Origin of the sequence: uncultured Flavobacterium sp. (assembly GCF_963975005.1) — a bacterium.
GTDB lineage: Bacteria > Bacteroidota > Bacteroidia > Flavobacteriales > Flavobacteriaceae > Flavobacterium.
In genome coordinates, this window is the sequence record NZ_CAXBFR010000080.1 from 1 (window position 1) to 13,052 (window position 13,052).

Consider the following 13,052-nt stretch of genomic DNA (forward strand, 5'->3'; position numbering starts at 1 on the left):
ACTGAGGGAATTATTTCTTTATCCGGAAAAATACCTCTTCCCTCTTCTACCGTTTTATTTGTCGCAGCTATATCCATAATCCACAAACGTGTTCTTAATTTAGAATTAGGTAATTCGTAAGAAGAAGTTCTACCAGCAACTGTTCCATTAAATGCTCCACCCGTTTCTTCTCCAACAAATGTAATTTCTGGATTTTGTTTTAATTTGGACGATATAATACAAGCAGCAGAAAAACTTCCTCCATTAATTAAAACATAAATTTTTCCATCAAAATAATCTGCATTATGAGGTTTTTCTTTACTACTTTTCATTCTAAAACGATAATCACCATTTTCATCTTTTCTTGTTTTTAACATCAAAACACTTGCATAAACAGGATAAGTTGGAATAGCCAAAATATATAATGATTTTGGTATTGAACTCAAATAATCAGCTTTTAACAAACTGGTCTTTGATGTAACTTTGGCTGCTTCAATCAATTGAAAAGTAGAGTCGGCTGTTAGATAAGAGTATAATTCATGAATTTCGTTTAATCTTCCACCAGGATTTCCTCTTAAATCTAAAACTAAATTTTTTGTGTTAGTTTTTTTTAATAACTCAAATACTTCTTCATAAGCTTCTTTATAACCACCTTTTGAAAAGTTTTTAATCTTAAAAATGGCAGTACAACTGTCAATATCAGTAAATGTTAAGGTTTTTGTATATTCTTTATTTGCCTTGTCATATCCGTAATTATAATCATACGAATCTTTTTCTTTCTTCTTCTTCTTAGCTAACTTTTTCTCTTCTTTAGTTAATTTTTTAACCGTTAAATCTTTCTTTTTAGAATCTGAAAGTGAATCTTTTTTTTCTTCTTTTTTTACCTCTTTTTTATCCGGAAATCTTTTAATCAATTTAGTATAAACTGAATCATAACATTTAAGATTAAAGCTCAAACTATCTCTTATACCTAATTCATAAAAAATATAAGAACCAAAACGCATCGTAAAAGCGTAAGGAATAAATGTTTCATTATAACCATCAGAAGAATAGGTTTTTCTATATTTTGAAAACAATTCTTGTGGAGTCACATTATCAATTGAAACAACCTCTGTTCCTTCTTGAATAGTTGAATCTTTAGATTTATTCTTTACAATAAACAACTTGTTATCTATAAATTTATAATCAAATTGAGAAACTGGTCCAAGTCCTTTTTTCTTCATTTCCTTTGACTCTTTTTTAGAATATTCTGTAACCAAAGGACTCATTGAAGCATGACCTTGACGAATTGAAGCCAAAAGCGGACTTACTTTAAAGTAAAAGTCATTGGGTTTTAAAGAAATAGTAATTGTATTTCTTACGCTATCAAATTTTCTTCTTAATTCATCTTTTGAAACATATTCATACAAACTAGGTTGAATTTTTTTAATTTTTCGTTCCAAATAATTCACATCTTCAATTTGTTCTTCAACCGACAAGTCCTTATTCAATAAAGCATTATGTTTTTCTACTGTAGAACAATTGCTGAAAATTAAAACAACAATAGTATAAAAAAAATATTTTTTCATAGATTTCAATTGATTAATCGACAAATTAACCATTTTTTATGAAATGAAAAAGTTAAATAAAATCTAATTTTTGTAAATTTACCTATGTTAAAATTGAAAGAAAAAATAAACAACCTTTTTACTAAAGAATTACCAGCCGATTTGATTCAATCAAATGCTACTAGGCAAGTAATTGAAGCTGCATTTTCTTATGTAAATCCAGTGAAACCAAAAAATCCAAGTTTAATTCATGTCTCAAATGAAGTTGCTAAAAATCTTGGAATTTCTTTAGAAGAAACCAAATCAGAAGAATTTTTAAATGTATTTACAGGAAATACAGTTTTAGAAAACTCCAAGCCTTATGCCATGGCTTATGCTGGTCACCAATTTGGAAATTGGGCCGGACAACTAGGTGACGGAAGAGCAATTACGCTGTTTGAAGCGATTTACAATAACAAAAGTACTATGTTTCAGTTAAAAGGAGCTGGAAAAACGCCTTACTCAAGACGTGGTGATGGCTTAGCTGTTTTGCGTTCTTCTATTCGGGAGCATTTATGTAGCGAAGCTATGTACAATTTAGGTGTTCCAACAACACGTTCCTTAGCTTTATTTACAAGTGGTGACATGGTTTTACGTGATGTTTTATACAATGGAAATGAGGACTACGAAAAAGGAGCTATTGTTTGTAGAACAGCACCAAGTTTCATCCGTTTTGGAAATTTTGAACTTTTTGCTTCACGCGAAGATCTAAAAAATCTTCAATTATTAGCAGATTTTACCATCAAACACTATTATCCTGAAATTAAAACTGAAGGAAAAGATAAATACCTTGAATTCTTTGAAACTGTAGCTGATAAAACACGAGAAATGATAGTACATTGGCAACGCGTTGGTTTTGTGCATGGTGTTATGAACACAGATAACATGTCCATTCATGGAATCACAATTGATTATGGCCCATATGGTTGGTTGGAAGATTACAATCCAAATTGGACACCAAATACTACTGATAATGAACATAAACGTTATCGCTTTGGCAATCAACCTCAAATCGCTCAATGGAATTTATTGCAATTAGCGAATGCTTTATTTCCATTAATTGAAGAAGTCAAGCCATTGGAGAAAATTTTGAATGCCTTTCCAATAAAATATGAAGAAGATTACATACAAATGATGTACAATAAGTTAGGATTACAAAATTCAAATCAAGAAACTAAAAATAGCATTTATCTTCTAACTGAAAACCTGCAATTAATACAAACAGATATGACGATTTTCTTTAGAAATTTGAGTCAAGTCTCCAAAGAAGATTCGGTTGAAAATGCGTTTGAGAAAATAAAAGATGCTTTTTATACTTTAGAAGAAGCTAAAAATTCAGTTTATGATACTTGGATGTATTGGTTTACGATGTATATCAATCAGTTACAAAAAGAAAATCAATTGGACTTGGAAAGAAAAACGGCTATGGATTTGGTTAACCCAAAATACGTTTTACGTAATTATATGGCTCAATTAGCGATTGATGATGCTGACAAAGAAGACTATAATTTACTCAATGAACTTTATGAAATGCTTTTAAATCCCTACGAAGAGCAAGAGCAATATCAAAAATGGTTCGCCAAAAGACCTGATTGGGCTAAAAACAAAGTAGGCTGTTCTGCTTTGTCTTGTAGTTCATAATATTTAATAATAAACAGAATCTGAAACAAGTTCAGATTAAAAAAAATAAAACTATGAAAGCTATTTGGAACAATCAAGTCATCGCAGAAAGTGAGAAAACTCAAGTTGTAGAAGGAAATCATTATTTTCCAGCGGAAAGCATTAAAAAAGAATTCTTTTCAGAATCTCAAACACATACAACTTGTCCATACAAAGGTGTAGCTAGTTATTATAATATTAATGTTAAAAGTAACGAAAACAAAGATGCTGCTTGGTTTTATCCAGAAGTTAAAACTGGATTTACTCCTATAAAGGGTTATGTCGCTTTTTGGAAAGGGGTAACTGTTGAAAAATAAAACTATGAATATTGAAACCATCATTCAAAAATTTAAAGCAACTCGAACAGCAACGGAAAACCTCTGTAAACCATTAGCTATTGAGGATTATTCGGTTCAACCCAACGAAAATGTTTCACCACCAAAATGGCATTTAGCTCATTCTACTTGGTTTTTTGAACAGTTCATCTTGATTCAATTTGATAAAAATTATAAAGTTTTTCATGAAGATTTTGGTTTTTTATTCAACAGTTATTACAACAATGCAGGCAAAAGAGTTTTACGAACAAATAGAGGTTTAATGACAAGACCAATTGTAACTGAAATTTTAGAATATCGAAAATATGTAACCCAAAAAGTTATTGATTTAGTTGAAAATAATTCTTCCGATAAAATTCTAAAACTTATTGAGATTGGAATAAATCACGAAGAACAGCATCAGGAATTATTGGCTTATGATATTAAATTTATTTTAGGAAATCAACCAACTTTTCCTTCTTTTGAAACGGAAATGCATTTAAAAGAAGAAACACAAAAGTCCGAATTTATTTCAATAAAAGAAGGTGTTTATGAAATTGGACATAACAATGACAACTTTTGTTTTGATAATGAATTAGGCTTACATAAAACATACATCCAAAATACAGAAATTGCTAATAAGTTAGTCACAAATGGTGAATTTATTGAATTTATCAATGCTGGTGGCTACGAAAATTTCAATATATGGCATGCAGAAGGTTGGGATTTTATCAATAAAAACAACATTAAAGCTCCTTTATATTGGTATAAAATGGGGGATAAATGGCATTATTATGATTTCAATGGATTAGAAAAAGTTAATCCAAATTTACCAGTAATGCATTGCAGTTATTACGAAGCTTACGCTTTTGCCGAATGGAAAGGAATGCGTTTGCCCACCGAATTTGAATGGGAAATTGCTTCCGAAAAACTAAATTCTGGCCAACTTTGGGAATGGACATCAAGTGCTTATTTACCTTATCCCAATTTTGAAAAAGCTGCAGGAGCTTTAGGAGAATACAACGGAAAATTCATGGTGAACCAGCATATTTTAAGAGGTTCATCTATAGCAACACCAAAAAATCACAGTCGAAAAACATACAGGAATTTTTTCCACACTAGTTCACGTTGGATATTTTCTGGTATTAGACTTGTACAAAAATAAAAATTAATGAATCAAACTTTTTACAAAGATGTAATTGAAGGACTTTCAAAGCATCTAAAAACACTTCCGTCAAAATATTTTTATGATGATGCTGGTGATAAAATTTTTCAAGAAATAATGCAAATGGAAGCCTATTATCTTCCACAATGCGAATTAGAAATTCTAAATAATCAAACAGAAAAAATTGTAAAAAGTTTTGGTTATGACAGTTTTGATATAGTAGGTTTAGGTGCTGGTGATGGCTCAAAAACAAAGCACTTTTTAAAAAGAATTACCGATTTAAATAAGAAAGTAGTTTATTATCCTTTGGATATTTCTGCAGATGTTTTGGAAACAAATAAGCAAAATATAACGGTTCACATTCCGTCTATTGAAATGTATCCAATTGCTGGTGATTATTTTGAAACTTTAGATAAATTGGTACACGATAATCCGAAAATCATTTTGTTTTTAGGAAGTACCATTGGAAATTACGATACAGAAAGTGCAGAATTGTTCATGAAAAAAATATACGACATGATGGACGAACGCGATATCCTTATGGTCAGTTTTGATTTGAAAAAAAATCCGCATAAAGTTTTGGCAGCTTATAATGATGAAAAAGGAATAACCAAACGATTCAATTTGAATCTATTAAAGAGAATTAATCGCGAAATAAACGGAAATTTCGATATAGAAAAATTTGACCATTATGCTAATTATGATCCGATTTCTGGAACAACTTATAGTTATATTTTTAGCAAAATTGAACAAACTGTAACCATTGAAAATCAAAAAATTCATTTTAAAGCTAACGAATTGATTCACACAGAAATTTCGCAAAAATATAGCTTAAACACCATTGAAACTTTTAAAAATAATATTGATTTTAAAAGTGTAGAACATTTTTTAGATGATGGAAAGAATTATGCAATAAGTTTGTTTAAAAAGTAAAAAATGAGTTCCATTGGAATAATTGGTGGTATTGGTTATAAAGCAACAGCTTATTTTTATCAGAAAATAAATGCTTTGTACGAACAAAAAAAAGGAAAAGGAAATTCGTGTCCTATCCTACTCGTTTCTTTAAATTTTAAAGAGATAAATTCTTTATTACCTTATGAAATGGAAAAAGTGGCTGAATTAATTACTCCCACCATAAAATATTTAGATCAACAGGAAATTACGTGTGCAATTTTGATAAATAATACAATGCATAAGGCTTTGGATATTGTTTTAGATAATAATGAAACTACAAAACCTTTCTTTCATGTTGGAAATTTAATAAACCAAAAATTAAACGAAGTTGATGGTATTTCAAATATTATTATTTTAGGAACAGCTTTTACCATGCAAGATGAGTATTTGAAATCATTTGTTCCTAAAAAACATAATTTAATTACGCCAAGTGACGAAATTATTGAACAAGTTAATGAATTGAGAAAAGTATATTTTGATAGTACTGATGAAGAAAAAACAAATAAATGTTATCAATTATTAACAGAAAGTTATTCAGAAAATGTGATTTTTATTGTAGCTTGTACAGAATTATCAATTGCTTTTTCGAACATAAAAAATAAAACAAATTGGGTTGACACCATTGATTTACAATGCAAAGCAGCTCTAAAAACCTTAAAAAATTAATACTATGCTAAACTGGAATACATTAATACAATACGCAAAAACTGGAAATCCTGAACCCGAACAAAAAGTAGAAAAAACAGATGCTGAATGGAAAGTACAATTAACGGAAGAACAATATAGAGTCACAAGATTAAAAGGAACAGAAAGACCACATAGTTCAGAATTATGTTCGCTTTTTGAGCCCGGAATTTATAGTTGTGTTTGTTGCGATACGTTATTATTTGATGGAAGCGAAAAGTTTGAAAGCGGCACAGGTTGGCCATCATTCACGCAACCTTTAAAAGAAAATGCAGTAGCTTACATAAAAGATGTTTCCTTTGGAATGATCAGAATTGAAGCAGTTTGCAATACTTGTGAGGCTCATTTAGGTCACGTTTTCCCTGATGGACCAGAACCAAGTGGTTTGCGTTATTGCATGAACGCTGTTTCTTTGAAAAAGGTGAAGTAGGTTTTGAACCATTAAGGTTTTTAGAAAAATTAAGATACTTAATGAAACTTAATATCTTAATGGTTTAGATATTTATTCAACAATCAATTTCTTCGATTTGATAAATTTATTGTCTTTGAAATAAAATGCTTTTCCTTTACTAATATCAACTTTTATAGAATCACAGTTTTTGATGATTTTTACAAAAGTTGGTTTACCCATATATGATAATTCAACTTTTTTAGTTTTATTATTAAAAATAACGAATGCTTTTCCATTAAAATCAGTATTAACAACATCAAAGTTCTTAATAATTATTTTTGTCCCTCGTAAACCTCCACTATTATCTGTTATTTCAAAAATAATTTTTTGTTGATATTTTTCAAAATCAGCAAATGCATAATCATCAAATATCTTTCTAAAAAAAAATAATCTTCTATCACATTCTAATCCTAAAACATCTTTGAATTCTTTAGAATTTGGAAATAAATAATATTGATCACATTCAAAACAAATTTCTAAAACTGAAATTACTTTTTCATTTTTATCAAGAAATAAAATAGCATTTCTTGGATAGTAACAATTAATCATTTCTCTTGACAACAAATTATTATTCCCAATAATTTTATAATCATAGTTAAACATTAAATTACTTAATTCATTTATTGATTTACCTTTAAGTTGTTGAATTTTAGTAGCAAAAAAAATCTTTGATTTTAGAGAATCTTGATAAATAAATTCCTTTTCAATTTCATAATATTTGGAAAGGCTTGTACTATCTATTTTACTTAATCCTCGAATGTTAGTATTTGGATAACTTATTAATAAAACCGTTTCAGTTTCATTAAAAGGAAAAATAGCATTTCGTTGCTCTATAGTTTTGTTTCTAAAAAAGCCACACTCAACATTACTCTTATCTTGAGAATAGGAAATATTATGTAGAAATAAAACAAGTAATAAAATTTTGAAACTCCTTTTCATTGAAACTGATTTAAACTGCCAACTGAACACTGAACACTGAAAACTAAACTAAATCCCAGCTACAACCTTAATTTCACCAATAATTCTATTAGCTAAATCATCTGCCAATTGCTGCGTTTGAGCTTCTGTATAAATTCTAATAATAGGTTCAGTGTTTGATTTTCTTAAATGCACCCAATTTTCAGCGAAGTCAATTTTTACACCATCAATGGTTGTAATGTCTTCGTTTTTGTATTTTTCTGTCATGGCTTCTAAAATCGCATCAACATCAATTTGTGGTGTTAATTCAATTTTATTTTTGCTCATGTAATATTGAGGATAACTTGCTCTTAATTCGGCAACAGTCATGTCTAAATTGGCTAAATGTGTCAAGAATAACGCTACACCAACCAAACTATCTCTTCCATAATGACTTTCTGGATAAATGATTCCACCGTTTCCTTCACCACCAATAATAGCATTGGTTTTCTTCATTAATTCCACCACATTCACTTCACCAACAGCACTTGCTTGGTAGTTTCCACCATGTTTGTTAGTAATATCACGCAAAGCACGAGACGAACTCATGTTAGAAACTGTGTTTCCTGGAGTTTTACTCAACACATAATCTGCACAAGCCACTAAAGTATATTCTTCACCAAACATTTCACCATCGTTAGAAATGAAAGCTAATCTATCTACATCTGGATCAACTACGATTCCGAAATCAGCTTTTTCATCGATAACCAATTTACAAATATCACCTAAATGTTCTTTCAAAGGTTCTGGATTATGAGGAAAATGACCGTTTGGTTCGCAATATAATTTCACGACTTCAACACCCATTTGTTCCAATAAATTCGGAATCACAATTCCACCTGAAGAATTCACTCCATCAACAACCACTTTGAATTTACGTTTTTTCACCGCTTCAGCATCAACTAAAGGTAAATCTAAAACTTCATCAATATGAATATCCATATATGAATCATTCACTGTAACTTCACCTAATGAATCAACATCTACAAAATCAAAAGCTTCACTTTCAGCAATTTCCAAAATTAATTCTCCTTCTGCACCACTTAAAAATTCACCTTTTGCATTTAGTAATTTTAAAGCATTCCATTGTTTTGGATTGTGAGAAGCTGTTAGGATAATTCCACCATCAGCTTTTTCCATTGGAACAGCAATTTCAACTGTTGGCGTTGTTGACAAACCTAGATCAATCACATTAATTCCTAAACCTAATAAAGTATTTTGAACTAAATTATGAATCATTGGACCAGAAATTCTCGCATCACGACCAATAACAACTGTTAATTTGTCTTTTGGAGTATTTTGTTTTAAGAAAGTCCCATAAGCTGAAGCAAATTTCACAGCGTCAACTGGAGTAAGGTTCTCTCCTACTTTTCCTCCAATGGTTCCTCGAATTCCTGATATTGATTTTATTAAAGTCATATTTTTTTGGTTTAAAAGTTTAAGAGTTTAAAAGGTTATGAGTTGACATAATTTCTAAACATTGACAAATATAAGTAAAGTAATACACAAGAAATAATAGTGATTTAAAAATTTGTACATTTACATTTGAAATGTTTAAATCCTTTTAAACTTTTAACTACCTAACCTTTTAACCCTTTCTATGAATTTCCTAGCCCACATTTACCTTTCAGACAATAACGATTTCATAAAAATCGGCAATTTTATGGCTGATGGTATTCGTGGAAATGATTATTTGGATTATCCTCAAGAAATCAAAAAAGGTATTATTCTGCATAGATATATTGATACATTTACAGATGCTAATGAAACTTTTAGAATTAGCAAACACAGACTTCATGAACGTTATGGACATTATTCTGGTGTGATTGTCGACATTTTGTATGATCATTTTTTAGCTAAAAATTGGACAAACTATTCAGATGAATCTCTTACCAGTTTTGTTTTTCGTTTTTATCAATCACTAGAAGATAATTATGAAGCTTTAACGCCAAAAACACAAAGAATTCTTCCTATAATGATTGAGCAAAATTGGTTAGAAAGTTATGCTACTGTTGAAGGTATTTCTAAAATTTTATTTCAAATGGATTATCGCACTAAATTCAAATCTAAAATGCAGTTTTCTGTGGAAGAATTAGAGGCTTTTTATGATGAATTTGAAAATGAATTCACTTTGTTTTTTGAAGAATTACGAAATCACGTTAAAGAAAAGTTAGTTGAATTAAATGAGATTTAGGCACATTAAATCAAAGAGAAGCTTTACGTTTACTTTAAAAATCTTTCAAAATCCATTCAAAAATGGTAATTTCGCAAGAATTAAAACAACAACAGAATGTCCACGAAAAAAGTCAATCCTTTTTTTCGATTTATAAGTAAAAACTTTAAACGATTAGAGCGATTTATTTTTCTTTTAAAAACTTTTTTAACACCAAGGCAATTCATTTATTTTTCTTGCGTGTTGGTCGGGATTTCTTCTGCTTTAGCTGTAATTATTCTAAAGGCATTTGCGCATAAAGTTTATCAATTTTCTCAATATTTAGATGGTTATCTTCATTTACCTTATAGCAATAGTGTTTTACCCATAATCGGAATTCTATTAACCGTATTTGTAGTTCATAAATTTTTAGATGGTTCGATTCAAAAAGGGACTTCACATATAATGTATGCTGTTGCTAAAAATGGTGGAATTCTTCCTAAAAAACAATTGTATTCACAAATCATAACTAGTTCCTTAACCGTTGGTTTAGGTGGAAGTGCTGGATTAGAATCGCCAATTACTGTCACTGGTGCTGCTTTTGGTAGTAATTATGCACAAAATTATAGATTAAGTTATAAAGACAGAACGTTATTATTAGCTTGTGGAGTTGCAGCCGGAATTGCAGCTGCCTTTAACGCCCCAATTGCAGGTGTTTTATTTGCTATCGAAGTAGTTTTGGCAGAGATAAGCATAACAGCATTTATTCCAATTATGATTAGTGCTGCAACTGGAGCATTGATTTCTACAATTGTTTTAGACGAAGATATTTTAATTTCCTTCAAAAGTGTACAAGGTTTTGATTATCACAACTTACACTTTTATGTTCTTTTGGGTTTATTATCTGGATTACTTTCTATTTATTATGCCCGTTATTTTAGAAAAATTGAGCATTTTTTTACAAAAAGTAAATTTGGAATCTATCATAAAGCCTTGTTTGGAGCAGGAATATTAGCTATTCTAATTTTTCTATTTCCAACTCTTTTTGGAGAAGGATATACCAGTATAAAAACAATTGCCGATAATCATCCTGAAAAAATTTTAGATAACACTTTATTAAACGGTTTTAAAGATAACAAATGGATTTTATTAGCTTTTGTTGGAGCAACAATGATGGTTAAAGTCTTTGCAACTGGTTTAACATTAGGATCTGGTGGAAATGGAGGAAACTTTGCTCCTTCGCTGTTTGTGGGTTCTTATTTAGGATTTGTATTGGCCTATTTTGTGAATTTAACTGGACTAGCAAAATTACCAGTAACTAATTTTACTTTAGTTGGAATGGCTGGAGTTTTAAGTGGTTTATTTCATGCACCATTAACTGCTATTTTCTTGATAGCAGAAATCACAAGTGGTTATGAATTAATGGTTCCTTTAATGATAGTTTCTTCAGTAAGTTATGCAATATCTAAGCGTTTTGAACCCTATTCTTTTGACATTAAGCACTTAGCGGACAAAGGTGAAGTTTTTACCGATAATAAAGATAAAAATATTTTGACTTCTTTAGAATTATCAAAACTATTACAAACAGATTATAAAGCTGTTTCCGTTTCAACAAATTTAGATGAATTGATTGAAAAAATTCAACAATCAGATGAAGTTGTATTTCCAGTGCTAAACGACAAAGATGAATTGGAAGGTTTAATTTATTTAGATGATGTGAGAAAGTTTATGTTTTCTGCTTTCAAAATAAAATATACTTCTACAAATGAAGTCACGCAACAACCCAAGGAAATTGTCTTCTATGATGAAACTATGGAAACCATTATGGAAAAATTTGAAAACAGTGGAGCAAAAATTTTACCAGTTCTAAAAAATGGAAAATTTATTGGGTTAATTTCTAAACATTTTGTTTTAATAAAATATAGAGAAAAATTAAAAGAAATGGTGATTGAATAAAAAAAGTCTTTCTAAATTTAAACTCAGAAAGACTTGATATTTTATTTAGTTTTTTCTCCCACAAAAAAGTCACTAGAATTTTTAAATAAGACATTGAAAGTAGTCAAACTTCCATAACATCTTGTAATGTATTGCTGTAATTCAATTTTTTCAGAAGATTCTAGATTACTTGAATTTATTTTTTGTTCCATTACACGTAATCGATCTCTAACCATTACAATTTTATTAAAAAAAGTATCAATCGGAATTTCTTTATTTTGAGTTTGCGTTCCAGGTTCTAAAACTATTTTTCCACCTTTCCATTTGTCTGCAATAGAAACTTTTGGTCCAATATCACTATATTTTTCTAATAAATTTTTTAAAGCTTTTTCAACTTCAAAAAAACTTACTGAATCCACTTCATCTTCTAAAGCTTCAATAACTTCAAATTCACTATCTAGTTCAATGGTTTCTAATCCGTTTTCAATAAAAGTCACCCAATAAAACTTTGGAGAAACGTTTGTCACAACACCAACTCCATATTCTTGATGTTTTATTCTTGAGCCTATCCCTAGTAACTTCATATTGTATAATTTTTTATTCAAAAATAGAAAATCTTAACTAAATTCTATAGAATGTTCTTTAAAATTTCTCTTTAAAAATAGTATCTTTGCTTTTTCCCAAAAAATTATGTTGAAAACAGAAGAAACTATCGAAATTATTGGAGCTCGTGTCCATAATTTAAAAAATATAGATGTAATAATTCCAAGAGAAAAACTGGTCGTAATCACTGGTGTTTCAGGTTCAGGAAAATCCTCATTAGCCTTTGATACTATTTATGCTGAAGGGCAAAGAAGGTACATTGAAACCTTTTCTGCTTATGCACGTCAGTTCCTTGGTGGATTAGAAAGACCCGATGTTGATAAAATTGACGGACTTTCACCTGTTATCGCCATCGAACAAAAAACTACTAGTAAAAGTCCACGTTCAACAGTTGGAACGATTACAGAAATATATGATTTCCTACGTCTTTTATATGCTAGAGCTGGTGATGCTTATAGTTACAATACAGGAGAAAAAATGGTTTCCTATTCTGATGAACAAATTAAGGAGTTGATTCTTAACGATTTCAATGGAAAACGAATCAATATTTTAGCTCCAGTGGTGCGTTCTCGTAAAGGACATTACCGCGAACTTTTTGAACAAATTGCTAAAC

The 13,052-nt window shown here is 29.7% G+C and carries 12 protein-coding genes and 1 pseudogene; 9 read left to right on the forward strand and 4 right to left on the reverse strand.

Annotation, left to right across the window (positions count from 1 at the left end):
* A partial coding sequence (locus AACZ53_RS10080) for a S41 family peptidase (protein ID WP_339837853.1) occupies positions 1–1,547 on the reverse strand: 1,547 nt, incomplete at its 3' end.
* A 93-nt stretch (positions 1,548–1,640) separates the two neighbouring features.
* Between AACZ53_RS10080 and AACZ53_RS10085 the strand changes: the two genes are divergently transcribed.
* The 6 genes from AACZ53_RS10085 to msrB are packed head-to-tail and all read left to right on the forward strand — an operon-like array spanning position 1,641 to position 6,771.
* Positions 1,641–3,206 (forward strand): YdiU family protein, encoded by a 1,566-nt coding sequence (locus AACZ53_RS10085; RefSeq protein WP_339837855.1) that lies wholly within the window; start codon positions 1,641–1,643, stop codon positions 3,204–3,206.
* 53 nt (positions 3,207–3,259) lie between these two features.
* Positions 3,260–3,541, forward strand: a complete 282-nt coding sequence (locus AACZ53_RS10090; RefSeq protein WP_339837857.1) for a DUF427 domain-containing protein — start codon at positions 3,260–3,262, stop codon at positions 3,539–3,541.
* A 4-nt stretch (positions 3,542–3,545) separates the two neighbouring features.
* Entirely contained in the window at positions 3,546–4,703 is a 1,158-nt protein-coding gene (egtB, locus tag AACZ53_RS10095; RefSeq protein WP_339837859.1) for an ergothioneine biosynthesis protein EgtB, read from the forward strand.
* A gap of 6 nt (positions 4,704–4,709) precedes the next feature.
* Positions 4,710–5,636, forward strand: a complete 927-nt coding sequence (locus AACZ53_RS10100) for an L-histidine N(alpha)-methyltransferase (protein ID WP_339837862.1) — start codon at positions 4,710–4,712, stop codon at positions 5,634–5,636.
* Positions 5,637–5,639: 3 nt separating this feature from the next.
* Positions 5,640–6,323, forward strand: a complete 684-nt coding sequence (locus tag AACZ53_RS10105; protein WP_339837864.1) for an aspartate/glutamate racemase family protein — start codon at positions 5,640–5,642, stop codon at positions 6,321–6,323.
* Between the two features lie 4 nt (positions 6,324–6,327).
* The gene (gene msrB, locus AACZ53_RS10110; RefSeq protein ID WP_339837866.1) at positions 6,328–6,771 is read left to right on the forward strand and encodes a peptide-methionine (R)-S-oxide reductase MsrB; all 444 of its coding nucleotides are present in this window, start codon (positions 6,328–6,330) and stop codon (positions 6,769–6,771) included.
* A gap of 72 nt (positions 6,772–6,843) precedes the next feature.
* On the opposite strand, the gene AACZ53_RS10115 is transcribed toward msrB, so the two are convergent.
* Positions 6,844–7,731: a hypothetical protein gene (locus tag AACZ53_RS10115; protein ID WP_339837869.1), complete on the reverse strand. Its 888-nt coding sequence runs from the start codon at positions 7,729–7,731 to the stop codon at positions 6,844–6,846.
* Positions 7,732–7,779: 48 nt separating this feature from the next.
* The gene (glmM, locus tag AACZ53_RS10120) at positions 7,780–9,168 is read right to left on the reverse strand and encodes a phosphoglucosamine mutase (RefSeq protein WP_339837871.1); all 1,389 of its coding nucleotides are present in this window, start codon (positions 9,166–9,168) and stop codon (positions 7,780–7,782) included.
* Positions 9,169–9,349: 181 nt separating this feature from the next.
* Between glmM and AACZ53_RS10125 the strand changes: the two genes are divergently transcribed.
* Both AACZ53_RS10125 and AACZ53_RS10130 read left to right on the forward strand, forming a co-directional pair.
* Complete coding sequence (locus AACZ53_RS10125; RefSeq protein WP_339837874.1) at positions 9,350–9,943, forward strand: acyl carrier protein phosphodiesterase; 594 nt, start codon at positions 9,350–9,352, stop codon at positions 9,941–9,943.
* Between the two features lie 96 nt (positions 9,944–10,039).
* The gene (locus AACZ53_RS10130; RefSeq protein WP_339837877.1) at positions 10,040–11,857 is read left to right on the forward strand and encodes a chloride channel protein; all 1,818 of its coding nucleotides are present in this window, start codon (positions 10,040–10,042) and stop codon (positions 11,855–11,857) included.
* Between the two features lie 41 nt (positions 11,858–11,898).
* On the opposite strand, the gene AACZ53_RS10135 is transcribed toward AACZ53_RS10130, so the two are convergent.
* Entirely contained in the window at positions 11,899–12,420 is a 522-nt protein-coding gene (locus AACZ53_RS10135) for a hypothetical protein (RefSeq protein WP_339837879.1), read from the reverse strand.
* Positions 12,421–12,526: 106 nt separating this feature from the next.
* On the opposite strand from AACZ53_RS10135, the pseudogene AACZ53_RS10140 reads away from it, so the two are divergent.
* Positions 12,527–13,052 (forward strand): annotated as a pseudogene (locus tag AACZ53_RS10140) (excinuclease ABC subunit UvrA); the annotation flags it as partial.

Coding starts and splice junctions, on each gene's coding strand:
- AACZ53_RS10135 (WP_339837879.1), bottom strand. CDS start 12,420: ATGAAGTTACTAGGGATAGGCTCAAGAATAAAACATCAAGAATATGGA.
- AACZ53_RS10100 (WP_339837862.1), top strand. CDS start 4,710: ATGAATCAAACTTTTTACAAAGATGTAATTGAAGGACTTTCAAAGCAT.
- glmM (WP_339837871.1), bottom strand. CDS start 9,168: ATGACTTTAATAAAATCAATATCAGGAATTCGAGGAACCATTGGAGGA.
- AACZ53_RS10125 (WP_339837874.1), top strand. CDS start 9,350: ATGAATTTCCTAGCCCACATTTACCTTTCAGACAATAACGATTTCATA.
- msrB (WP_339837866.1), top strand. CDS start 6,328: ATGCTAAACTGGAATACATTAATACAATACGCAAAAACTGGAAATCCT.
- AACZ53_RS10130 (WP_339837877.1), top strand. CDS start 10,040: ATGTCCACGAAAAAAGTCAATCCTTTTTTTCGATTTATAAGTAAAAAC.
- egtB (WP_339837859.1), top strand. CDS start 3,546: ATGAATATTGAAACCATCATTCAAAAATTTAAAGCAACTCGAACAGCA.
- AACZ53_RS10090 (WP_339837857.1), top strand. CDS start 3,260: ATGAAAGCTATTTGGAACAATCAAGTCATCGCAGAAAGTGAGAAAACT.
- AACZ53_RS10115 (WP_339837869.1), bottom strand. CDS start 7,731: ATGAAAAGGAGTTTCAAAATTTTATTACTTGTTTTATTTCTACATAAT.
- AACZ53_RS10105 (WP_339837864.1), top strand. CDS start 5,640: ATGAGTTCCATTGGAATAATTGGTGGTATTGGTTATAAAGCAACAGCT.